The 23,926-nt window shown below is 73.4% G+C and carries 18 protein-coding genes; 12 read left to right on the top strand and 6 right to left on the bottom strand.

All coding sequences use genetic code 11. The annotated features are described in order from the left end of the window. Positions 1–105: 105 nt before the first annotated feature. The 6 genes from SCWH03_RS03480 (at position 106) to SCWH03_RS03455 (ending at position 6,795) form a co-directional block, all read left to right on the top strand. Positions 106–699: an ArsR/SmtB family transcription factor gene (locus tag SCWH03_RS03480; RefSeq protein ID WP_173261623.1), complete on the top strand. Its 594-nt coding sequence runs from the start codon at positions 106–108 to the stop codon at positions 697–699. A 34-nt stretch (positions 700–733) separates the two neighbouring features. Next, entirely contained in the window at positions 734–2,068 is a 1,335-nt protein-coding gene (locus tag SCWH03_RS03475; protein WP_173261620.1) for an MFS transporter, read from the top strand. A 516-nt stretch (positions 2,069–2,584) separates the two neighbouring features. Beyond that, positions 2,585–3,442: an alpha/beta fold hydrolase gene (locus SCWH03_RS03470; RefSeq protein WP_173261617.1), complete on the top strand. Its 858-nt coding sequence runs from the start codon at positions 2,585–2,587 to the stop codon at positions 3,440–3,442. A gap of 131 nt (positions 3,443–3,573) precedes the next feature. Continuing rightward, positions 3,574–4,602 carry an L-threonine 3-dehydrogenase gene (gene tdh, locus SCWH03_RS03465; protein ID WP_173261613.1) on the top strand — a complete coding sequence of 343 codons (1,029 nt, stop codon included), beginning with the start codon at positions 3,574–3,576 and terminating at the stop codon, positions 4,600–4,602. Between the two features lie 82 nt (positions 4,603–4,684). Beyond that, positions 4,685–5,884 (top strand): glycine C-acetyltransferase, encoded by a 1,200-nt coding sequence (locus tag SCWH03_RS03460; protein ID WP_173261610.1) that lies wholly within the window; start codon positions 4,685–4,687, stop codon positions 5,882–5,884. Then, entirely contained in the window at positions 5,881–6,795 is a 915-nt protein-coding gene (locus SCWH03_RS03455) for a LysR family transcriptional regulator (RefSeq protein WP_173261608.1), read from the top strand. Before SCWH03_RS03460 ends, SCWH03_RS03455 begins: the two co-directional genes overlap by 4 nt. Positions 6,796–6,960: 165 nt before the next feature. On the opposite strand, the gene SCWH03_RS03450 is transcribed toward SCWH03_RS03455, so the two are convergent. Both SCWH03_RS03450 and SCWH03_RS03445 read right to left on the bottom strand, forming a co-directional pair. Beyond that, entirely contained in the window at positions 6,961–8,367 is a 1,407-nt protein-coding gene (locus SCWH03_RS03450; protein WP_173261605.1) for a pyridoxal phosphate-dependent aminotransferase, read from the bottom strand. 411 nt (positions 8,368–8,778) lie between these two features. After that, the gene (locus SCWH03_RS03445) at positions 8,779–10,428 is read right to left on the bottom strand and encodes an acyl-CoA synthetase (RefSeq protein ID WP_173261602.1); all 1,650 of its coding nucleotides are present in this window, start codon (positions 10,426–10,428) and stop codon (positions 8,779–8,781) included. Between the two features lie 173 nt (positions 10,429–10,601). Between SCWH03_RS03445 and SCWH03_RS03440 the strand changes: the two genes are divergently transcribed. The 6 genes from SCWH03_RS03440 (at position 10,602) to SCWH03_RS03415 (ending at position 16,233) form a co-directional block, all read left to right on the top strand. Further along, entirely contained in the window at positions 10,602–11,402 is an 801-nt protein-coding gene (locus SCWH03_RS03440; protein ID WP_173261599.1) for a crotonase/enoyl-CoA hydratase family protein, read from the top strand. A gap of 298 nt (positions 11,403–11,700) precedes the next feature. Then, on the top strand, positions 11,701–12,858 hold the full coding sequence (locus SCWH03_RS03435; protein ID WP_173261596.1) for a Zn-ribbon domain-containing OB-fold protein: 1,158 nt from the start codon (positions 11,701–11,703) through the stop codon (positions 12,856–12,858). Between the two features lie 2 nt (positions 12,859–12,860). Continuing rightward, positions 12,861–13,913, top strand: coding sequence for a thiolase family protein (locus SCWH03_RS03430; RefSeq protein WP_173261594.1), 1,053 nt, complete (start codon positions 12,861–12,863; stop codon positions 13,911–13,913). Continuing rightward, complete coding sequence (locus SCWH03_RS03425) at positions 13,903–15,072, top strand: thiolase family protein (protein ID WP_173261591.1); 1,170 nt, start codon at positions 13,903–13,905, stop codon at positions 15,070–15,072. The genes SCWH03_RS03430 and SCWH03_RS03425 overlap by 11 nt, the downstream gene beginning before the upstream one ends. A gap of 259 nt (positions 15,073–15,331) precedes the next feature. Further along, entirely contained in the window at positions 15,332–15,574 is a 243-nt protein-coding gene (locus tag SCWH03_RS03420; RefSeq protein ID WP_173261588.1) for a DUF397 domain-containing protein, read from the top strand. A gap of 158 nt (positions 15,575–15,732) precedes the next feature. Beyond that, positions 15,733–16,233, top strand: a complete 501-nt coding sequence (locus tag SCWH03_RS03415) for a hypothetical protein (protein ID WP_173261586.1) — start codon at positions 15,733–15,735, stop codon at positions 16,231–16,233. Positions 16,234–16,367: 134 nt separating this feature from the next. Here the strand turns inward: SCWH03_RS03415 and SCWH03_RS03410 are convergent, their stop codons facing one another. From SCWH03_RS03410 to SCWH03_RS03395, 4 genes are all read right to left on the bottom strand, one after another. Continuing rightward, positions 16,368–18,620: a terpene synthase family protein gene (locus SCWH03_RS03410; protein WP_173261583.1), complete on the bottom strand. Its 2,253-nt coding sequence runs from the start codon at positions 18,618–18,620 to the stop codon at positions 16,368–16,370. A gap of 154 nt (positions 18,621–18,774) precedes the next feature. Then, complete coding sequence (locus tag SCWH03_RS03405; RefSeq protein ID WP_254076533.1) at positions 18,775–20,664, bottom strand: N-acetylmuramoyl-L-alanine amidase; 1,890 nt, start codon at positions 20,662–20,664, stop codon at positions 18,775–18,777. A 567-nt stretch (positions 20,665–21,231) separates the two neighbouring features. Beyond that, positions 21,232–22,119, bottom strand: a complete 888-nt coding sequence (locus tag SCWH03_RS03400; protein ID WP_173261577.1) for a universal stress protein — start codon at positions 22,117–22,119, stop codon at positions 21,232–21,234. Positions 22,120–22,580: 461 nt separating this feature from the next. Next, positions 22,581–23,699, bottom strand: a complete 1,119-nt coding sequence (locus SCWH03_RS03395) for an aminoglycoside phosphotransferase family protein (RefSeq protein WP_173261574.1) — start codon at positions 23,697–23,699, stop codon at positions 22,581–22,583. Positions 23,700–23,926 lie beyond the last annotated feature (227 nt).

The raw sequence follows: 23,926 nt of genomic DNA, 5'->3' as shown, positions 1-23,926 counted from the left end.
AGGCAACTGGCCTGTCGAGGGTCGCGAGGGCGTGCCGGAGCGCGGCACCGCGACAACTCCGAAGCGATTATTGCGAAGTGGGTACTTCATATCTATGCTCAGCGCATGCCGTCGAAGCGCGAACCCGAGCAGATCACCGACCTCTCACGACTGCGGGCGCTCATGGACCCGCTGCGGATGCAGCTCTACCGGCTGCTGTACGCGGCGGAGACCGCGACCGCCTCCCAACTCGCCCGACAGGTCGGCGAAACGCCCTCGCTGGTCAGCTACCACTTGCGCAAGCTGGCCGAGCACGGCTTCGTGAGCGAGGCCAGCGGCCGGGGCGCCGACGGCCGGGAGCGGTGGTGGCAGGTGGCATCCGAGGACGGCTGGGGCTTTCGCGCCTCCGACTTCGCGGACACGCCCGAGGGTGCCGCCGCCGCCGGTGCGGTGGCCCGGGGCATGTTCGACACCCGCGTCGCCCAGTACCGCACGTATCTCGACCAGAAGCCCGCCTGGGGCAGGGCATGGACCGACGCGTCCTTCAGCGCCGAGTGGCTGCTCCGCCTCACCCCTGCCGAACTCGCCGAGATGAGCGAGGAGTTCGCGGCGATCGCCCGGCGCTGGCGGGAGCGCGGCAAGGCCGCCGAGGCCGCCGGTGGCGCCGAGGACCGCGAGCAGGTGTCGGTGCACCTCTACGGCTTTCCCTTCCGGCCCTGACACGGCCGGACTTCCCACGCGACCGGAGCCGCCCATGACCACCGCGCAGACCGACCTGCCCGAACACGCCGGTACACCGGCCCACCGCGACGGCAACGTGCTGCGCTGGCTCACCGCCTACACGGTCTCCCTCGTCGGCGACAGCGTGTACTTCGTCGCACTGGGCTGGTCGGCCCAGAAGGCCGCCGGCCCGGCCGAAGTCGGCCTCGTCATGGCGGCCGGGGCGCTGCCACGAGCGTTGTTCATGCTCGCGGGGGGCGTGGTGGCCGACCGGTTCGGCCCCCGCAGCGTGATCCTCGGCAGTGACACGCTGCGCTGCCTCCTCGTCCTGGCCATGGCCGTCGCCCTCGCAGCGACGGCGCCGGCCCTGTGGATCCTGGTCGCGGTGGCGCTCGCCTTCGGCGCCGTCGACGCGCTGTTCGTGCCTGCTGTCGGTGCCCTCCCGCCCCGCATCACCACCCCCGACCAGTTGGCCCGGGTCACCGGAATGCGCTCCCTGTCGACGCGCCTCAGCCAGGTCGCCGGCCCGCCGGTCGGCGGCCTGGCCATGGGACTGGGCGGACCCGCGGCCGCCTTCACCGTCGCCGGGCTGCTCATCGCCCTGTCCCTGCCGCTCCTGCTGACCGTACGGATACGGCCCCTCGGGGCACCCGGTGGCGAACGGCCCGAGCCAGGCACCGCATGTCCCGAGCCAGGCACCGCATGTCCCGAGCCCCGCACCGCGCGTTCTGAGCCCGGCACCGCGCGCGGGGACCTGCTCGACGGCCTGCGCTACATCCGCCGCCACCGCCTCATCGGCCCGCTCGTCGCCGTCGGCGCCGTCTGCGAACTCGGCCTCGCAGCCACCCTCAACGTCGGCATGGTCCTCCTCAACGCCGAACGCGGCTGGGGCCCTTCCGGCTACGGCTGGATCGTCGGCGGCTTCGGTGCGGGAGCCGCGGCCAGTGCCGCGCTGCTCGCGATCGCCGGCCGGCTGCCGCGCGCCGGCCTGCTGATGGTCGGGACGCTGCTCGCGGGCTCCGCGGGCGCCGCCACGATCGCCCTGGTGCCGGCCCTGTGGCTCGCCGTGGTGCTGGCCGCGGCCATCGGGCTGTGCGCGGGCGTCTTCGGCGGCCTGGACAGCGCACTCATCCAGACCGCGGCGGACCCGGCCTATCTCGGCCGGGTCACCTCCGTCGTCATGCTCACCATGGTCGGTCTCGCCCCCCTCGGCTATCCGCTGGTCGGCGCCGCCATCGGAGCCTGGGGCGCCGCCCCGGTGTTCGCCGCCTGCGGTGTCCTCGCCGGCCTGGGCGCGGCCAGTGCCCTGGCCTCGGACGCGGTACGGAATGCCGAACTCCCCGGTCGACGACCGGGCATGACGAGCTGAGTACCCGGTCCGCGGCCCCGGGGCCGGTCCGCAGGGCCTCTTCGCCCGAGCGGTGCGGGGTGCCCGAGCGGTACGGGACGGGATCCGGCGGCGTTCCACGCCCCGCACCGGGTGCTGCGGGGCAGCGCGCATCGCGCGGCCGCCCACGGAGTCGGCGGGGTGCGGGCGGACCGGGCTCAGCGCAGGTCGGGCAGACGATCCGCTCAAGCTTGCCGGCGGACAGCTCCGGTGTCCCCGGACCGGGGCCACGCCGTTGGCGAGGTCCGGTGCGCGGCTCGTCGAGCCTGGCCGCAGCCGCAGCCGCAGCCGCAGCCGCAGCCGCAGCCGCAGCCGCAGCCGCAGCCGCGACGCGCGCGGCGGGCCCTTCGGCCGGGGAGCGCGGGAGCCCGGGACTCCCGTCACCCCCCACCGGGCGCATGGGGCTTCGGCCCCGACCGGTCGTGGGTGCGGGCGCCGGGCGGGCCGCGGTCTGCCGATCCGTTGGCGGGATCGCCGCCGCCCGGTGAGGATCACCGTATGCCGACCTTCCCCGCGCATGACGGCACGGTGCTCGCCTACCACGTCGAGGGCGAGGGCGAGCCGCTGGTCTGCCTGCCCGGCGGGCCCATGCGGGCCTCGGCGTACCTCGGTGATCTCGGCGGGCTGACCGCGGACCGCAGGCTCATCCGGCTCGACCTGCGCGGCAGCGGCGACTCCGCGGTCCCCGACGACGATGCGACGTACCGCTGCGACCGGCTCGTCGACGATGTCGAGGCGCTGCGCGAACACTGCGGCTTCGACCGCGCCGACGTACTCGCCCACTCGGCGGGGGCCAACCTCGCCCTCTTGTACGCGGCGGCATACCCCGCACGGGTGAAATCCCTGGTCCTCGTCACCCCCGGCGCCCGCGCCCTCGGGATCGCCGCCACTCGGGAGGACTGGCGGGGCGCGGTCGCACTGCGCCGCGGCGAGCCCTGGTACGAGGCCGGCCGCACGGCCTGGGAGGCGCTCCTCGGCGGGGCGGAACCCGACGACCTCTGGCCGGATGCCGTGCCCTTCATGTACGGCCGCTGGGACGCCGCAGCCCGGAAGCACGCCGCGGACGACGCGCACCAGACCGACCCGCACGCACGCGGCGGCTACTACACCGAGGGCGCTTTCGACCCGGACGCCGCGCGCAGGGCGCTCGCCGCGCTGGAGGCGCCCGTCCTCGTGCTCGCCGGCGAGTACGACGGCGCCCCCACCCCGGCCCGCGCACGTGAGATCGCCGCCGTGTTCCCGCACGGCGCGGCGGCCGTGCAGCCCGGCGCGGGCCACTACCCGTGGCTGGACGACCCCGGCGCCTTCCGCCGCACCGTGGCGGGCTTCCTCCTCATCGGCGGCCCCCCGCCGTGAAGCTCCGCTGTCGGCCCGCTTAAGAAGATCTCGATGGACTGAACGCCCGACGCTCGGCAGATTGGTGCACATCACCCCACGCCGGGACGTCATGCCTGGTCACCCCCCTCGCCCCGCCTGGAGCCGCAGTCATGAAGGCACTCGTCAAGCAGCACGCCGAGCCCGGGCTGTGGCTCATGGACGTCCCCGAGCCCGAGTACGGCCCCGGCGATGTGCTGATCAAGGTCCTGCGCACCGGTATCTGCGGGACCGACCTCCACATCCGCTCCTGGGACGGCTGGGCGCAGCAGACGATCTCCACCCCGCTCGTGGCCGGCCACGAGTTCGTCGGAGAGGTCGCCGCCGTCGGTGCCGCCGTGGCGGACATCGCCGTCGGCGACCTGGTCAGCGGCGAGGGCCACCTGGTCTGCGGCAAGTGCCGCAACTGCCTGGCCGGCCGCCGCCATCTGTGCCGCAGCACGGTGGGGCTGGGCGTGGGACGCGACGGCGCGTTCGCGGAGTACGTCAGCCTGCCCGCGTCGAACGTCTGGGTGCACCGCACCCGGGTCGACCTGGACGTCGCCGCCATCTTCGACCCCTTCGGCAACGCGGTCCACACCGCGCTGTCGTTCCCGCTCGTCGGCGAGGACGTCCTGATCACCGGAGCGGGCCCGATCGGTGTCATGGCGGCGGCCGTCGCCCGCCACGCGGGCGCCCGCAACGTCGTGGTGACCGATGTGAGCGAGCCACGGCTGCAACTGGCCCGAAAGGCCGGAGCGACCCTCACCGTCAATGTCGCGGAGTCCGGCATCGCCGAGGCGCAGCGTGCACTCGGTCTCCGGGAGGGCTTCGACGTCGGCCTGGAGATGTCCGGCCGCCCCGAGGCCGTTCGCGACATGATCGGCAACATGACGCACGGCGGCCGGATCGCGATGCTGGGCCTGCCCGCGGAGGAGTTCGCCGTCGACTGGTCGAGGATCGTCACCTCGATGATCACGATCAAGGGGATCTACGGCCGCGAGATGTTCGAGACCTGGTATGCGATGACGGTGCTGCTGGAGGGCGGGCTCGACCTCAGTCCCGTGATCACCGGCAGCTACGGCTACCGGGACTTCGACGCCGCCTTCGACGAGGCCGCCACCGCCCGCAGTGGCAAGATCATTCTCGACTGGACCGCCTGACCCCCTCGACCCGGCACGCGGCGGGTCCCCGCAGCGCCTCGTATCAGCCGCCCGCAGCCACACCCCCAAGGGAGCACCCCGTATGTACGCCTCCGTGCGCGACGACCTCCGCGCCACCCTCGACGAGATCCGCGCCGCCGGCCTCCACAAGCCCGAGCGGGTCATCGGCACCCCCCAGTCGGCCTCGGTGGCCGTCACCGCGGGCGGCGCCCCCGGTGAGGTGCTGAACTTCTGCGCCAACAACTACCTCGGGCTCGCCGACCACCCCGAGGTCGTCGCCGCCGGGAAGGAAGCCCTCGACCGCTGGGGCTACGGCATGGCGTCCGTCCGCTTCATCTGCGGCACCCAGGAGGTCCACAAGGAGCTCGAGCGGCGCCTGTCCGTGTTCCTGGGCCAGGAGGACACGATCCTCTACTCCTCCTGCTTCGACGCCAACGGCGGTGTCTTCGAGACCCTCCTCGGCCCCGAGGACGCCGTCATCTCCGACGCCCTCAACCACGCCAGCATCATCGACGGCATCCGCCTGTCCAAGGCCGCCCGCTTCCGCTACGCCAACCGCGACATGGCCGAGCTGGAGGCCAGGCTCAAGGAGGCCGCAGACGGCGGCGCGCGCCGCAAGCTGATCGTCACCGACGGCGTCTTCTCCATGGACGGCTATCTGGCCCCGCTGCCGGAGATCTGCGACCTGGCCGACCGCTACGACGCCATGGTCATGGTCGACGACTCGCACGCCGTCGGCTTCGTCGGCCCCGGCGGCCGCGGCACCCCCGAGCTGCACGGCGTCATGGACCGCGTCGACATCATCACCGGAACCCTCGGCAAGGCCCTCGGCGGCGCCTCCGGAGGCTATGTCGCTGCCCGTGCCGAGATCGTCGAGCTGCTGCGCCAGCGCTCCCGCCCCTACCTCTTCTCCAACTCGCTCGCCCCGGTGATCGCCGCCGCCTCGCTCAAGGTCCTCGACCTGCTGGAGTCCGCGGGCGACCTGCGCGGGAAGCTCGCCGCGAACACCGCCCTGTTCCGCCGCCGGATGACCGAGGAGGGCTTCGAGATCCTCCCCGGCGACCACCCGATCGCCCCCGTCATGATCGGCGACGCCGCCGAGGCGGGCCGCATGGCGGAGCTGCTGCTGGAGCGCGGGGTGTACGTGATCGGCTTCTCGTACCCGGTCGTCCCCATGGGCCAGGCCCGCATCCGGGTCCAGCTCTCCGCGGCGCACTCCACCGAGGACGTGGAGCGGGCGGTGGCGGCGTTCGCGGACGCCCGGGTGACAATGGCAGGGTGATCGATCCCCGCAGGCTCCGCATTCTGCGTGCCGTGGCGGACCACCGTACGGTGACCGCCGCGGCCGCGGCGCTGTATCTGACCCCTTCGGCCGTCTCCCAGCAGCTCGCGGCGCTGGAGCAGGAGACCGGCCACACCCTGCTCATCCGCAGCGGCCGGGGCGTGACGCCGACCGCCGCCGGTGAGATCCTGCTCGGCCACGCCCACGCGGTCCTCTCCCAGCTGGAGCGGGCGGAGGCCGAGCTCGCCGCGTACGCGGGCGGCGCGGCGGGCGAGGTCACGGCGGCCTCCTTCGCCACCGGGATCGCGGAGGTCCTCGCCCCGGCGCTCGGACGGCTCGCCCAGCACCACCCCGGTATCCGGGTGCGCGTACGGGACGCGGAGGGCGACGAGAGCCTGCCGATGGTCCTCGACGGGGAGGCCGATCTGGCCCTGGCCGTGGAGTACCGGGGCGCCCCGCGCGAGGACGACCTGCGCCTCGCGCGGGTCCCGCTGTACGCGGAGCCCTTCGACGCGGTGCTGCACTGCGGTCACCCCCTCGCGGACGGCGGCGAGGTGGAGCTCGCGGCCCTCGCCGACGGCGACTGGATCGGCCCCTACCCCGGCAACCCCTGCCACGACGTCATGCTCCTGGCCTGCGAGCTCGCCGGCTTCACGCCCCGCCTCACGCATTCCTCCGACGACTTCCGGGCCGTGGTGGCCCTGGCCGGGGCGGGCGCCGGAGTGGCCCTCGTACCCCGGTCGGCGCTGCGCGGCATGGAGCTGAAGGACACGGTCGTCCTGCCGGTCGCGGGTCCCGCCGCCACCCGGCGGGTCTTCGCGGCGGTCCGGCGCGGGGCGGAGAGCCATCCGCTGCTCAGCCCCGTCCTGGAGGCGCTGTCGGGGGCGGCGGCGGGACTGTCCACCGGCTGACGGGCGCGTGCGGGGCGGCCGCCCCGGGGCGTGGCGGCGGGTGCCGCCGCCGGCTGACGGGCCCGGGGCGCCCGTCTCCATCAGGCCGGTGCGGCACCGGGAGGCCGCAAGGCCGGCGGGATCGTGCCGGGGCGGACGGGGGGTGACCGCGGGGCCGCAGCGGGCTCAGGCCCCCTGCACCAGCCGGTCCACCGCAGCCGTGCCGGAGCCGTAGGGCAGTGCGTGCGCCGGGGTGTGCGCCGGCGCGTGTGGTGCGTGTGCTGGTCCGGGGCGGGCGGGCGCGTGCATGGGCATGGGCATCGGGCCGGGAGCCGGAACGGCGGGCACCAGGTGCTGGCCGGGAGGCAGGGCCGCCCCGGATGCCTCATGCGCCCCCTGCATCCCCGGTACCCCTGGCGCAGCGGGTATCGCGGGCGTCCCCGGTATCGCGGGAGCCACGGGTGCCGCGGGTGCCGCGTACAGGGTCCGCTCCAGCCCGGCCACCAGCCGCTGGACATCCGCCTTCGGCCGCACCACGAGGCGCAGAAAGCTGCTGGAGCTGCCGATCTTGTTGCCGCACTCCCGCACCAGCACGCCGTGCTCCTCCAGCATCCGGTTCCGCAGCAGGGCGCCGTCGGCGCCCTCCGGGAGCCGTACGTACACGAAGTTGCCCTGGGACGGGTACACGGTGAGCCCGGGCAGCCGGCTCAGGTGCCAGATCATCTCCTGGCGGTCGCGCTGCACCAGCCGCAGGCTGTGCGCATACTCCATCCGGTACTCCTTGAGCATGAACACCACTGTTTCGGCGAAGGAGTTGAGGTTCCACTTGGGCAGCGCCGCCCGCACCCGGCCGGCGAGGCCCGGGTTGGCGACGAGGTAGCCGAAGCGCACCCCGTGAAGCCCGAAGTTCTTGCCCAGGCTCCTCAGCACCACCGTGTTGGGGCGCAGCACCGCGTCGGCGACGACGCTGGAGTCCGCCTCGGCGTCGGCGAACTCCAGGAACGACTCGTCCACGACCACCAGGTCGAGGTCCTGGAGCTGGTCGAGCAGCGCGAGGACGCCGTGCCGGGGCAGCAGGCCCCCGTCCGGGTTGTTCGGATTGCAGATGACGGCGGTGCGGGAGCCGCGCGCGCGGATGAAGTCGACGAACGACGCCGGGTCGAGCGCGAATCCGCTGGACTCGGGCAGCGGGAACATGTCGACGCGCTTGCCCGTCTCCATCGGCTGGTCCGTCCACCGGCCGAAGGTCGGCACCGGCACGGCCAGCGACTCGCGCACCAGCAGATGATCGATCCAGGTGATCAGTTCGGTGGAGCCGTTGCCCATGGCCACGGTCTGCGGGTTGAGACCCAGCACGGAGCACAGCTCAGCGGTGATGGTGTCCGCGCTGCTGGGGTAGTAGGTGAGGATGTCCCGCAGCCGGTCTCCCAGTTCTTCGAACATCTCCGGTGGAGGGAAGTACGGGTTGCAGGGGATGCAGAAGTCGGTGATCGGCTGGTGGTCGCCGGTGGCCCGGCTCAGTGCGGCGAACGACGGGCTGTGTGCCGTCGACGCGCGGAAGAGCTCGGTGACGTTGCTGCCGGCTTCGGCCATGGGGGTCCTCCGGAGGTGGCTTGGTGCTCCCTGCCGGGGATTACGTACGGCTGATCCACTCTGCTCAACGGGATCGAGCCGCCGGGTGCCCGAGAAGGGCCGCATGGGCGCCTTGCGGGACGGGCCGGGAGCGGGTGAGCCACCGCTCGGTGGGTCGGTGGCTGTCGCTCCGTCGCTCCGTCGCTCCGTCGCCCTCGCCGTCCGCCGTCCGCCGTCCGCCGGCTGCCGCCTGCCGCCTGCCGCCTGCCGTCCTTGTCCGTCGTCCGTCGTCCGTCGTCTGCGGATGCGCGGGCGACCGCTGCCCGCGCGGCGCCGGGCCGCCGGGCCGGGAGCCTGCCGCGGTGCCCCGCTCGGTCCGCTCCGCGCCGGTCTCGCCGTCGGCGGTGGTGACGTCCCGGTGCCCCGCTCGGTTCACCCGGCCCCGGTACCGGCCCCGGTACCGGGGCCGTCGTCGGCCGTGGCGACGTCCCGTGCCCAGCGGTAGTCCGCCTTGCCGCTCGGCGAGCGCTGGATGACGGGCGCGAGGACGAGCTGCCGCGGGATCTTGTACCCCGCCAGCCGGCCGCGGCAGTGCGCCTGGACGGACTCGAGGTCCAGGGCGGCTGCCCCCGGGCGCAACTGCACGACAGCGGCCACATGGTTGCCCCATCTTGCGTCGGGCACCCCGGTGACCAGTGCGTCGTAGACGTCCGGATGGGCCTTGACGGCCTGCTCCACCTCCTCCGGATAGACCTTCTCCCCGCCGGTGTTGATGCACTGGGAGCCGCGCCCCAGCACCGTGACGACGCCCTCCCCGTCCACCGTCGCCATGTCACCGAGCAGCACCCAGCGCTCGCCTCCCCTGCGGAAGAAGGTCTCGTCGGTCTTGGCCGGGTCGTTGTAGTAGCCGAGCGGCACATGGCCGCGCTGGGCGATGCGGCCCGGTTGGCCGGGGGCGACCGGCTCGTGCGTGACCGGGTCGACCACCTGTGTCCGGTGGTTGACCCGCAGCCGGAGCCCCCGGCCCCGGCCGGAGTCCCCCGCGGCGGTGCCGTTGAAGCCCGACTCCGACGAGCCGAAGTTGTCCAGCAGCATCACATGCGGCGCCAGCGCCCTGAACTGCTCCCGGACGGTCTCGGACAGGATCGCGCCGGACGACGACACGCTGTGCAGCGACGACAGGTCCGTGTCCTGCAGCGGGCCGTTCAGCGCGTCGACGAGCGGGCGCAGCATCGCGTCACCCACCAGCGACACGGACGTCACCCGCTCCCGCTCGATCGTGCGCAGTACCTCCTCGGGCACGTACTTGCGGTGCAGCACCACCCGCTGGCCGAAACCGAAGCCGATGAACGCGGTGAGCGTCGAGGTGCCGTGCATCAGCGGGGGAGTGGGGAAGAAGGTGAGGCCGCCGCCGCCCGCCGCGACCCGCTCCGCCAGTTCCTCGGGCCGGTGCACCGGCTCACCGGTGGGCGCGCCGCCGCCGAGCCCGGCGAAGAAGAGGTCTTCCTGGCGCCACAGCACCCCCTTGGGCAGTCCGGTCGTGCCGCCCGTGTAGATGATGAACCGGTCGTCCGCCGACCGCTCGGCGAAACCGCGCTCCGGCGAGCCGGACGCCTCGGCGGCGCTGAACGCCGTGCAGTCCAGCGCCGGCGCGTCCCGCTCCGGTTCACCGACGCGCAGGAGGTACCGCAGCTTCTCGGCCCGCGGCAGCGCGACCGCCACCCGCCCCGTGAACTCGGCGTCGAAGACGAGGCCCGCGAGGTCGGCGTCGCGGAACAGGTAGACCAGCTCCTCCTCCACATAGCGGTAGTTCACGTTGACGGGGACGAGACGTGCCTTGAGGCAGCCGAGCAGCGTCTGCAGGTACTCGACGCCGTTGTAGAGGTGCAGCCCGAGATGTTCCCCCGGCCTGAGCCCCGCGTCGGCGAGGTGGTGGGCGATCCGGTTCGCCGCTGCGTCGAGCTGCGCGTAGCGGAGCGTCCGGCGCGCGCCCGTTCCGGGATGGTCGACGTAGCGGAGCGCCTCGCGGTCGGGCACCACGTCGACGACAGACTCGAAAAGGTCGGCAAGGTTGTATTCCACCGTTCCTCCTGACCCCGGCCGCACCGTGTCCGCCTCGGAGCGGTCATTAGAGCGCCACCGTCCGCAACTGGGAAGGGCCCTCACCCAACAAATCTGACTGACTGTCAGAAAACTATTGAACTGCTCCGCCCGCTCCTGCAACCTGTTCTAGGTCTCGAGACGGGAGGAAGGGAATGGCGGGTACGGAACACCTCACCGTGCGGCGCGAAGGCGCCACGCTGGTGCTCACGCTGAACAGACCCGAGGCCAGGAACGCGCTGTCGCTGTCCATGCTGGTGGGGCTGTACGACGCCTGGCTGGAGGCCGACGCGGACGACGGCGTCCGCTCGGTCGTCCTGACCGGCGCCGGCGGCTCGTTCTGCGCGGGGATGGACCTCAAGGCCCTCGCGGGGAAGGGGATGGACGGCGAGGGGTACCGCGACCGGTTCAAGGCCGACCCGGACCTCCACTGGAAGGCCTTGCTCCGCCACCACCGCCCCCGCAAGCCGGTCGTCGCCGCGGTCGAGGGCCCCTGCATCGCCGGCGGCACCGAGATCCTTCAGGGCACGGACATCCGCGTGGCCGGCGAGAGCGCCGTGTTCGGGCTGTTCGAGGTCCGCCGGGGCCTGTTCCCGATCGGCGGCTCCACCGTGCGGCTCCCGCGCCAGATCCCGCGTACCCACGCCCTCGAGATGCTGCTCACCGGCCGCTCCTACACGGCTGTGGAGGCGGCGCGCATCGGCCTTGTCGGCAGTGTCGTCCCCGACGGCGCCGCTCTGGAGCGGGCCCTCGACATCGCGGAGAGGATCAACGCCTGCGGACCGCTCGCCGTGGAGGCGGTGAAGGCGTCCGTGTACGAGACGGCCGAGATGACTGAGACCGAGGGGCTGGCCGCAGAACTGAGACGCGGCTGGCCGGTCTTCGACACCGCCGACGCCAAGGAGGGCGCCCGCGCCTTCGCCGAGAACCGCTCACCGCAGTACCGCAGGGCCTGACCGCTCCACCGCCCGGTCGCGCGCGGCGGAGCCCCCGGCCCCGCGGCCACCGCCCCGCCGGCCCGGCCCCGGCGGGCCGAAACCGGCTGTCACACCCGGTGACCCGACCCGGCTACGCCGCGCGGGAGAACCACGGCAGTCCGCGGACGGGCCGGGGCCGGCCCGCGCAGCCGTGGAGCAGCGGGTGCGAGAGGCGGCGCGGTGCCGGCGGGAGACACGGCGGCCTCCGCACAAGAGGGGAGCATGCGCCAGAGGGCGCGGCAGAACGTCCGGCAGCACAAGCGGCAGAAGGAGTCCCATGTCCGCCACCCCCGCGTCCGGGGCGCCCTCGGCACCGGAAGTGCCGCGCGCCCCTCTCGTCGTCGAGTTCCCGTTCACCCGCTCCCTCGGCCCCGTGCAGTCCGCCTTCCTCACGGGACTTCGCGAACGCACCGTGCTCGGTGTCAGGACCGCCGGCGGCCGGGTCCTCGTACCGCCCGTCGAGTACGACCCCGAGACCTCCGAGGAGATCGGCGACCTCGTCCAGGTCGGCACCGCCGGCACTGTCACCACCTGGGCCTGGAACCCGGACCCGCGCCGGGGCCAGCCGCTCCGGACCCCCTTCGCCTGGGTGCTGGTGAGGCTCGACGGCGCCGACACCGGCCTCCTCCACGCTCTCGACGCCCCCGGCCCCGACGCCGTGCGCACGGGCATGCGCGTCCGCGTCCGGTGGGCCCAGGACCGGGGCGGGGCCATCACGGACATCGCCTGCTTCGAGCCGTACGAGAACGGCGACGAAGGCGGCGGTGAGAGCGGCGGCGGGAACCGCGAAGGGGGAGGCGGGAACCGCCACACAGCCGGACACGCAGCCGGACACGCAGCCGGACACGCAGCCGGACACGGAAAGGCAGGCGGGCCCGCGAACGGAGAGGGGAGGCGGGTGGATCCCGCGGCCCCGGGTGCCGGGAGGCGTGCGGCGGCCGGACCGCGTCCCCACAGCGGTGCGTTCGACGACCCCGTGACCGGTGTCGTGGCCCCGGCCCGGCTCGACTACACCTACACACCCGGCCGCGCCCAGAGCCGCTTCATCAACGCCCTCGCGGAGCGCCGGATCACCGGCGAGCGCTGCCCCTCCTGCCGCAAGGTGTACGTACCGCCCCGCGGTGCCTGCCCGACCTGCGGCGTCGCCACCTCGGAACAGGTCGGGGTCGGTCCTCGGGGCACCGTCACCACGTTCTGCATCGTCAACATCAAGGCGAAGAACCTCGATATCGAAGTGCCCTACGTTTACGCGCACATCGCGCTCGACGGTGCCGACCTGCCGCTCCACGCACGCATCGCCGGCATCCCGTATGACCGGGTGCGCATGGGCCTGCGCGTCGAACCGGTGTGGACGCAAGGCGGCCGGCACCCCGACCACTACCGCCCCACCGGCGAACCCGACGCGGACTACGACACCTACCGGGAGCTGCTGTAGCCATGCGAGACGTCGCGATCGTCGCCTTCTCCCAGACCGACCACGTACGCAGCAGCGAGGAGGTCTCCGAGGTGGAGATGCTCATGCCCGTGCTCCACGACGTCCTCGGGCGGACCGGGCTGCGCACCGGCGACATCGGCTTCACCTGCTCCGGCTCGTGCGACTACCTGGCGGGCCGGGCGTTCTCCTTCACGATGGCCCTCGACGGGGTGGGCGCCTGGCCGCCCATCGCGGAGTCGCACGTGGAGATGGACGGTGCCTGGGCGCTCTACGAGGCATGGGTCAAGCTCCTCACCGGCGAGGCGGACACGGCCCTCGTCTACGCGTACGGCAAGTCCTCGCCCGGTTCCGTGCGGGATGTGCTGACCCGCCAGCTGGATCCGTACTACCTCGCGCCGCTGTGGCCCGACTCCATCGCGCTCGCCGCCCTCCAGGCCCAGGCGCTCATCGACTCGGGGGAGACGGACGAGCCGGCCCTGGCCGCGATCGCGCAGCGCAGCAGGACCGCCGCCGAGGGCAACCCGCACGCGCAGCTCCGCGGGCCCCGTCCGCAGGGCGGGTACGTCGTCCGGCCGCTGCGCACCGGCGACTGCCCGCCCGTCGGCGACGGAGCGGCCGCGGTGGTGCTCGCCGCCGGTGACCGCGCCCGGGAGCTGTGCGCCCGCCCCGCCTGGATCCGCGGCATGGACCACCGCGTCGAACCGCACGCCCTCGGCGTGCGGGACCTCACCGACTCGCCGTCGACCCGACTCGCCGCCGAACGCGCCGGAGCCTTCGAGCGGCCCGTGGACACCGCCGAACTGCATGCCCCGTTCACCTCCCAGGAGGTGGTACTGCGCAAGGCCCTGCGCCTCGGCGGCTCCGTCACCGTCAACCCCTCGGGAGGTGCCCTCGCGGCCAACCCCGTCATGGCGGCGGGCCTCATCCGCGTGGGCGAGGCCGCCGCGGCCGTCCACCGCGGCACCTGTGACCGCGCCCTCGCCCATGCCACCTCCGGCCCCTGTCTGCAGCAGAACCTGGTCGCCGTCCTCGAAGGAGAACCGCATGCCCGCTAAGGAGCCGGTGGCCGTCGTCGGCGTCGGCCAGACGAAGCACGTCGCAGCCCGCCGCGACGTGTCGATCGCCGGGCTGGTCCGGGAGGCCGCGCGCCGTGCCCTGGACGACGCCGCCCTCGACTGGGCCGACATCGACGCCGTCGTCATCGGCAAGGCCCCCGACTTCTTCGAGGGCGTGATGATGCCGGAGCTCTATCTGGCCGACGCCCTCGGCGCCGTCGGCAAGCCGCTGCTGCGGGTGCACACGGCGGGATCGGTCGGTGGCTCCACGGCACTGGTCGCCGCAGGTCTCGTGGCGGCCCGGGTCCACCGGACCGTGCTGACCCTCGCCTTCGAGAAGCAGTCCGAATCGAACGCGATGTGGGGCCTGTCGCTCCCCGTCCCGTTCCAGCAGCCGCTGCTCGCGGGCGCGGGCGGGTTCTTCGCCCCGCATGTGCGCGCCTACATCCGCCGCAGCGGCGCGCCCGGCACCGTCGGCTCCCTGGTCGCGTACAAGGACCGGCGCAACGCGCTGCGGAACCCTTACGCGCATCTCCACGAGCACGGCATCACCCTGGAGAAGGTGCAGTCCTCGCCGATGCTGTGGGATCCGATCCGGTACTCGGAGACCTGCCCGTCCTCCGACGGCGCCTGCGCCATGGTCCTTGCCGACCGGGCCGGGGCCTCCCGCGCGCCGTACCCCCCGGCCTGGGTGCACGGCGGCGCGATGCGCAGCGAACCGACGCTGTTCGCCGGCAAGGATTTCGTGTCGCCGCAGGCCGGCAAGGACTGCGCGGCGGACGTCTACCGGCAGGCGGGTATCACCGACCCGCGCCGCGAGATCGACGCCGTCGAGATGTATGTGCCCTTCTCCTGGTACGAGCCGATGTGGCTGGAGAACCTGGGATTCGCGGCCGAGGGCGAGGGGTGGAAGCTCACCGAGTCCGGTGTGACGGAACTCGGCGGGGACCTGCCGGTGAACCCGTCCGGAGGGGTGCTGTCCACCAACCCCATCGGCGCCTCCGGGATGATCCGGTTCGCCGAGGCGGTCCTCCAGGTGCGGGACCGGGCGGGTGCGCACCAGGTGGCGGGGGCCCGAAAGGCCCTCGGCCACGCCTACGGCGGCGGCTCCCAGTTCTTCTCCATGTGGCTGGTCGGGGCCGGGCCGCCGGAGACCTGAGCGCCGGGCCCGGCCGCGGTCGCGCCGCTCCGGGAGAGGAGGCCGCCTGCCGGAGGTGTGGCCTGCCACGGGTGCGGCGTGTCGGCGGCTGTGGCGTGTGGGAGAGTGCGGCGTGTCGGCGGCCGCGGCGCGGCGAGGAGTGACGCCCCTCGAGGGCCCGGCCCGGCCTTCCGGCGGCGACTCCCGCCGCGGCAGCCTGTCCGCGACCGGCCCCGATCGCTAGGCTGACCCCGGACGAAGAACCGGGAGGAGCACGGACGTGGCCGACATCATCACCACAGAGCAGCCGCTTTCGGGTGGGGACAAGCCGGACCTCGACCTCAGCCAGGCGGACTGGCAGTCGGGGTCGCAGGGAGCGGGCGACGTGCAGATCGCCTTCGTCGAGGGCTTCATCGCCATGCGGAACGGCCGCCGCCCGGAGAACCCGTCACTGATCTTCAGTCCTGCGGAATGGCGGGCCTTCGTCATGAACGCCCGGCACGGCGAGTTCGACCTCACCTGATCCGCCCCTCCGGCGGCGGCCCCGGCGTGGCACCGCGGGACCGCCACCCCGGCCCGCCCGCTGCGGTGCGTCACGCGGCACGGCGCAGTCACACCGGGGCGTCGCGCGGGCGTGCGCCCCGTCGGCGGCATCGCGCCCCGGGCACGTACCATGTCGGCATGTCCTTCCTCCGCCGCCGCAGCGCCTCCACTCCCGCGGGCCCGGACTTCGACGTCCTGGCCATGGACCCGGGGGACTGGCCCGGCAATCTGGGAGCCGGGCTGCTTCCCGCGCCCGACGGCAGCTGCCAGGGCGTCTTCCTGCGCTACGACCTGTTCGGCGGCCGGGGCCCCGCGATGATCATCGGCAATCTGCCGGAAGGCTCGCCCGCCCGCGACATCGCCGAGGGGGAGGCCCCCTTCGAAGTCGCCCAGCTGCTCGCGGCGCTCGAGGACGACGAGGAGGTCACGGTCGCCGGCACGGAGGACGTCCCCGTCATGCAGGGCGACAACCTGCTGATCGTCCGCAGGGTCAAGCTCTCCCAGAGCCGGATCTCCTGCGTGCAGTTCGACCGCAGCGACAATGTCCTCGTCACGATCGCGAGCTGGGACCGGCCGATCACCGACGACCTGTACGCGCTGCTGAAGCCTCTGCCCGCGGAACTCTTCCAGCAGGGCTGACCCGGCCCGCCCGGCCGGTGCCCCGACCCGGCCCGCCCGGATCGGGGCACCGTGCGACGGCCCCGGCCAGGGCGGGCGGATCCGAAGGAAGCGGCCGGATCCCTCCGGACCGGAGGGATCCTTCTGTGCGAGGGTCAGAGCCGCACGGGGCCCGCCGCACCCGCGCAGGGGCGGGGACCACCGGCCCCCGTCCGCCCACCCGACCGGAGCAGACCGGCGACATCCGCCGCCGACATCCCCAGCGCCAGGGGCCCGTCGACTCGCAGCGCCGAACCGGCCCCCGACCGCACGTCCTTTGCACCGTAGCGGCGCGCCTTCCGGTGCCAGTGCAGAATGCCCGCGAGCCAGTCCTCCAGTTCCCGGACAAAGGCGTCCAGCGCCGCCCTGCCGCGCGAGTCCAGTGAGAACTGCTCGTGCAGCAGCGGGAGTTCATGCTCCTTCACATGGAGGAACTGGCTCAATCGCGACCGCATCAGATCGTCGACGATCACGACGGCGGCACGGTAGTCGCAGCCGTAGAAGTTCTGCACCACCAGCAGCGCGTTGTGCACCTCCCCCTCGACCTCGATCTCCTTCTGGTAGGAGAAGAAGTCGTTGATCAGACAGGCGTAGTCCGCGGCGGAGTTCTCCAGACTCCGCATCGCCCCCGTCCCGTAGATCTCCGGCGGCAGTTCCCCCTCGTGCCGCAGCCGGCTGAGCATCATGGTGAGGTCGGAACCGAAGGTGCAGCGCCGCATCTCCAGATAGTCCACGGGGTCGGGAACCCGGTGCTGGGCCTGGTTGTGCAGCTCCCACAGCCAGCTCTCCAGCATCACATCCAACGCACGCCGCAGCCCCGCACGCGCCTCGGGGCCCATCGGCCCGGCCGTCCGCCCCCAGAGGTCCGCGAGCGACCGCTCCATCGGACTCACCGCGGCCGCCGCGCCCGACGCCGGGTCGTCGAGCGGCATACACGCCATCAGCCGGTCCGTGCACGCCTTCGCCCCTGCGAGGTCACGGCGGCGGCCGAACACCAGCGGGTAGTAGTCGTCCCCGTACGTACCCCAGGTCAGCCACTCCGCACTCAGCTCCAACTCCCCGGCGGTGGCGTCCGGGTCGATGCCCGCAGAGCAGAGCGCGAAGTCGAAGCCGGCCAGCATGGCCCCGTCCCAGACGTCCCCGAGCAGCCCCATCCGCTCCGCCCAGGCGATCGACCGGCTCCGCGCCTCCTCGTGGTGCGGGCTGAGCGTCAGCGGGAACGGGCAGTCGAACTCCGGCAGCAGCGACGGCCCCGTCGGCTGGTGCGGGACATGCGTCAGGGCCCTCAGCCGGGCCGCCGCCGGACGGCCGAACAGGCTTCTCACGTCGAGGGCCGACGTCCCGATGACTCCCCCGAACGGCGACGGCCCCGCCACCGCGCCCTCGTTCATATACCGGCTGGAACGCAGATGCCACTCATGACCACCGGACTGCCAGTCCTGCAGCCCCTTGGCGTATGCGGCGACCGCCGCACACTCCGCCGGATCCAGCCCCCGCTCCGCACACAGCGCCGGGACCTCCGTCAGCGCGGTGTTCTCGAACTGCTGCAACCGCGACGTCAGCAGGTCGTTGACCGCGTCCGCCGCCTCCTGCGTGGAGCAGCCGAGGAACTTCTCCAGCACCAGCACACCGTTGCTGTTCTCGCCCTCGTCACCGACCTCCCGCTCGTACGAGAACAGGTCGTTGCGCAGATGCACCCCGTCGGAGAACGCGTCCCTCAGCACTCGCAGCGGCCGGGAACCGGCGACCCGCTCCGGGATCTCCGCGCCCGCCGCGAACTCGACGAGCCCCGCCGACCACGGCGCTCCGCCGACCTTGCGCCGCATCTCGATGTACTCGACCGGATTGGCGATCCGGCCCCGGTCGATGTTGCGCAGCTCCCACAGCGACTCGTTGAGCAGATGCTCGGTGGCCTCGGCGAAACGGGCCCGCCAGGCCGCGGACATGCCCGGTGCCGTCCGCCTCCACAGGTCGGTGAGCCCCGCCTCCACCTGGTTGCCCGGCTCCGGCACGTCCTGCCCGGGGTCCGGTGGCATGAACGCGGGCAACCGGTCGAGGTACGCACTGCCGCCCGCGATGTCACGCGGGCGCTTGAAGACCTCCAGGAAGTGGTCGTCGAAGAAGAACACCCACACATACCAGTCCGTCACCAGCGAGAGCGTCTCCGCGGAGCAGTCGGGATGGGTGTAGGCGCACAGCAGGGCGTAGTCGTGCGCCTCGAGGTCCTCGAGCTCCCAGACCCCCGAGCCCTCCAGCATCCCCATCCGCCGCGCCCACTCCCTGGTGTGCCGCCGCGCCGCGTCGACATGGGGATTGAGGCGGGCCGGATGGGGGACGTAGAAGTCCGGCAGTTCGAAGGGCTGTGCCATACGTGCCCGGCCTTTCGGTGAGCGTCCGCGCGCGAGTCGCGCGGATCGGTCGGCGTACGGCCAGCCCTACCCGTCGCCGTTCCGGGCCACGCAACGCCGTTGATCACCCGTCCGAATGAACCGGAGGCGCGCCGCCGCCCTGCCGTCCCGCCCCCTAACGGCTGGCGACCCGCACATCGGTGGCCTTGACGAAGGCCACCCGGTGACCGAACTGGATCTCGTGGTACCGCTCTTCGCCGCGCACCACCGTGTGCTGCGCGGCGTCGAACGCCGTCGCCCGGTAGTACTCGCCCGGAGTGCTGCCGGCGGTCACGTACCGCTGCCCCGCGAGCAGCCTGTACGGCAGCGGCGTCACCGCCTGCACCGGCACACCCGGCGGGTACGCCGAGGCCTCCGGATAGGCGCGCCCGTACACCGGAACCTCCGGCAGCCCCGCGCGCGGGGTGACCAGCACGGCCCGCGTGCCCACCGCGACCGGCCGGGTACGCGGGTTGTGGAACCACGCCTTGCGGCCCAGGTACCACACGGCCGTCCAGTCCCCCCGGCGCTCCGCGACGGCGAAGCGCTGGCCCGTGGAGGCCCGCGCGCCCGTGTCGTTGACGCCCATCGTCGAGTCGCCGCCGCCCGGGTGCAGCCCGGCGTCCTTCACCAGCGGCGCCGAGGCGTCCGGGGCGGTGCGCAGCCGGACCGCGCCCGAGCCGTGCGGCGCACAACGGCCGCCCGCCCCGGCGCAGCCCGTGTACACCGGCCGGTGCCCGTCGTAGTCGGGACGGATCGTCACCGCGGCGGCACCCGGCCCCGCGGTGGCGACGAACGGCCGCCCCAGCAGCGTGAAGTAGTGCGCCCAGTCCCAGAACGGACCCGGGTCGGTGTGCATGCCCGGGATGGTCGACGGCAGGGTGCCCGGCACGTTGTCATGGCCGATGATGTGCTGCCGGTCCAGCGGGACGCCGTACCGAAGGGCGAGATAGCGCACCAGCCGGGCGGAACTGCGGTACATCGCCTCCGTGTACCAGGCGTCGGGGTCGGCCAGGAAGCCCTCGTGCTCCAGCCCGATCGACTTGGCGTTGACGAACCAGTTGCCGGCGTGCCAGCCGACGTCCCTCAGCCTCAGATGCTGGGCGACATGCCCGTCCGAGGACCGCAGCGAATAGTGCCAGGACACATACTCCGGGTCCTGGACCAGCCGGAGGGTGGTGTCCCAGGTCGCCTCGGTGTCATGGATGACGATGTACTCGACCGACTGCGAAGCCGGCCTGTCCCCCCTGTCGTGGTTGCCGTAGTCACCCTCACCGAACTCCTCGTACGGAGCGGGGATCCACTCGCAGGCCACGGTCACCGGACACTCCGTCGGCGTCCGGTCGGCGGTGCGCAGACCCAGCCGGGCCACGGCCGACCGGTCCGGACGCAGCCCCTCCTCGGCCCGCAGCGACACCCGCTGGCCGCCGTCCGTGGTCCGGCTCCGCCCCGTCCTGATCACGTCGAACACGTCGTCGGCGTAGGCCGTCGCGGTCGCCGTGTCATCGGCGCCCGAGAACCGGGCGACCGCCCCGTACCAGTCCGCCGCGCCGCCGCCCGGAGAACGGCCCAGCTCCCGCTGGGCGTCCGCGAGCAGCGCCGCGCCGCCCCGGATGTTCGCGGCCGGGTCGGCGCGCAACCGCTCGGCGGGGATGCCGCTGAGGTGCGCGGCACGCTCCAGGGTCCTCAGCCGGGCCGGAAGCGCTGCACGCCTCTCGAGCGGGTGGCCGGCGCCGGCCCGGAGAACCCGGGCCGTGTCGCCGCGGGGATCCTCCGTGCCGTGCGAGTGGTGGGGGGCCTCCGCCAGCGCCGTCGCGGCGTCCGTCAGATGCATCGGACCGTAGCCGCCGGTGACGCTCGGCGCGCCGCCGTGCCCGTCCCAGCGCGACTGCAGATAGGAGACGCCGAGCAGCACCTGCGGCGGCACCCGGTACTCTGCGGCGGCGTTGGTGAAGGCGCGCTGGAGTCCCCCGGACGGAGCGGCCTGCCCCGCGGCGGTGGACGGGACGGCGGAGGCCAGGGTCATCAGCAGCACCGCGACCACCGCCCCCCGCCTGCCGGCATGCCTCGTTCGTAGGGGTACGGACGCCTGCAATGCAGCCTCCAGTGGCGGATGGTGCCCGAGGGACCCGTACAGGGGTAGCGGCTCCCGGACGATCCGTCAAAGAGGCTCGGCGACAGCGAAATGCGCGTCTGTGTGTGCCTGTGCGCTTCTGTGCGTTTCGGTCGGCGTTCAGCCCCGCCGATCCCGGCCTTCGGCGGCCGCACCCAGGCGAATCGGTCACGTCGGTCGGCGTTGGCCGGTGTCGGTCGGCTTCAGCCATGGGCAGTCGGCGTCGGCCCGTGCCGGCCCGTGCCGGCCCGTGCCGGCCCGTGCCGGCCCGTGTGGGAACGGCGGGCACGCGGCCGTACGGCACGTCGGTGGAGTGGGCCGGCGGTCCCTGGGGGGCGGGTCGTCGCGACACGGCCGGACGGCACCCGCTTCTCCTCCTCGGGCACCGCGGCCGGACGCTCCGGACACAGGCACCGCGGCCGGGCGGGCGGTGCCGGACCGGCCGGCGCGAGCGGAGTTCCGCCCGCCGTCGCACCGGGCTCAGGCCGGCGGCACGACCGCCACGGGGCAGGGCGCGTGGTGCAGCGCTGCATGGGCGACGGACCCGATCCGCGAACCGACGGGGGAGCGGCGCGCTCGGCGCCCCACCACCAGCAGCCGCGCACGGGCGGTGGCGGACACCAGCACCTGCCCCGCGCTGCCGATCTCGACATGCTCCGTGACCGGCACCTCCGGGTAGCGCTCCCGCCAGGGTTGCAGCGCCTCCGCCAGCGCCTTGCGCTCGAACGGCTCCAGGCCCCCTGCCGCGTCGGCGAGCGCCATCGACGCCGGGCTGTAGGTGTAGAGGGTCGGCAGGCTCCATGCCCGCACCGCACGCAGTCCCACTCCGTGTGCGGCGGCGGTCTCGAAAGCGAAACCCAGGACCGCGTCGCAGTCCTCCGGCGAGCCCTGCTGCCCCACCACGACCTCGTCGCCCCCGCCTGCCTCGGGGACCGCGTCCTGATCCTCCCCGGCGGGTGCGCGCACGGCGACGACGGGGCAGGTAGCGGAGGCGATCACCTGCTGGCCGTAGGAGCCGACGAGGAAACCGACGACCGCGCCGTACCCGCGCGAGCCCAGCGCCAGCATCGTCGCGTGCTCGGCCTCCCCGGCAAGCGCCGCCACCGCGGTCTCCTGGACCACCTCGGCGGACACCGGCACCTCGGGGAACTGCCGGACGATCTCCGACTCCGCCTCCCGCAGCAGGCCCTCGGCGGCCTCTGCCTGGGCCTCCCGGTCCTGAACGATCGGAACGTCGAGCGGCTGCCACAGCCATGCGTGCACCAGCCGGAGGGGAAGCCCGCGGAGGGCCGCCTCGCGTGCCGCCCAGTACACCGCCGCCCGGCTCTCCGGCGATCCGTCCACTCCTGCGGTGATGCATCGGGCCATGGGGGTCGTGCCTCCGTCCGGGGTCGGCCGAGCGGCCGCCCTGTGCGTATCGGTCCAGCCGCACCCGACCCTACAGGGGTGAACCAGCCGTGCCGGGAGCCGGCTTGCCCTGCCGCCGGAACCGGCCACGGGGCCGTCACGCGTTTCCCGGTGCGGGACGCCTCGCACGGCTGACCGCGACCGGGGACCGCGCCTCGCGCTCCACGGTGGGCAGCCCCCGCGATCCGTCCGCAGGTGAGAGCCGCGGACTCACCGCCGGAGTCTGCCTGCGGCGAGGGCGGCGGACAGATAGTGCGGATAGTGGGGACGGCAGGTGCAGCGCTATGCCTGTCGCGGCGGGCACGGGAAACCGTACGGAAGCCGCCGCATGCCCGGGGGCGACGCGCCCCGGGCAGACGACAGAGCGCTGCGCGCCCGGTGTGTCGGCAGCGGGCGCACAGCGCTCTTCCCCCTCGTCGCGGTCAGCGCGTGCCGACCGCCGCGCGCACGGCCCGCCGTGCCAGCGCGCAGTCGTCGTGCAACCGCCGCAACAGCAGCCGCTGCTCTTCTCCGGAGGAGAGTCCGGTGTGCGGCGGCGGGACGGTGCCGGCCGGCGGCGCCTCCCGCATCGTCCGCTGCACCGCCGTCTCGTAGGTTCTGATCTCTCTCGTCAGCACCAGCATCAGGTTCACCAGGAAGGCGTCGCGCGCCGCCGGGCCCGACTGCTGGGCCAGCTGGCTGACCTGGCGCCGTGCCCCCGGGGCGTCGCCCAGTACCGCCCACAGGGTCGCCAGGTCGTACCCCGGCAGATACCAGCCCGCGTGCTCCCAGTCGACGAGTACCGGACCCGTCGGCGCGAGGAGGATGTTCGACAGCAGCGCGTCGCCGTGGCAGAACTGCCCCAGTCCACCCTGCCGCCCACCGTGGTGCGCGAGCCCGTGCAGCAACTTCTGCAGATCACCCAGATCACGGTCCGTGAACAGACCGAGCTCGTGGTACCGGGCGAACCGCGACGCGTAGTCCAGCGGCGCGTCGAACGTCCCGGCCGGCGGCCGCCACGCGTTCAGCCGGGCGACGGCCCCGAGCGCGGCACGGACGTCGGCGCGCGGCGGTGCCTCGGAGGGGTGCCGGGCGAGGGCCGCGGGGCGTCCCGGCATCCGCTCGACGACCAGCGTGCAGTTCTCCGGGTCCGCGGCGATCAGCCGGGGCACACGCACCGGTGGCCGGTGCCGGACGAACGCACGGTATGCCGCTATCTCGTGCCGGAAGCGCTCCGCCCAGGCCGGCGACTGGTCCAGTAAGCATTTCGCGACGGCCGTGGTCCGCCCCGTCATGCCGACGAGCAGCACCGAGCGACCGCTCCTGCGCAGCACCTGCACCGGGTTGAACTCCGGGCAGATGCGGTGCACCGAGGCGATCGCCATGCGCAGCTGCGCGCCCTGCGGTCCGGACAGGTCGATTCTCCCGCTGAGCGGTTGGCCGGATGCTCCCGGCCACCGCCGGTTCCTGCCGGTCGTGGAGGGCTCGAGCAACGGCCCGCCGCCTGCCTGGAGGGTGCGCGGCCGGGGCGGGGCGGACACGGAGGACGATGCTGTGTACATGGGCGATACAGATCCCTTCGTGTGCCGACAACTCGCGTGCGCGGCCCCGCCCCGGAAGCCTTCGGCACCCTGGGGAATGCGTGGTGCTCCCGGGGCGGGGTGGCGCTTTCCTACCTGACACCGACCCACGGGTGGCACACCATGTGGCGAACCCTGGCGAACCCTGGCGAATAGTCGCGGCGCATCTGACAGGGGGCTACTGTCAACTCAGCCGAGATCCTGGGGGC

Source organism: Streptomyces pacificus (assembly GCF_011766325.1).
Taxonomy (GTDB): domain Bacteria; phylum Actinomycetota; class Actinomycetes; order Streptomycetales; family Streptomycetaceae; genus Streptomyces; species Streptomyces pacificus.
The sequence above is the reverse complement of the archived record's forward strand: the minus strand, read 5'-3'. Positions and strand labels throughout refer to the sequence as shown.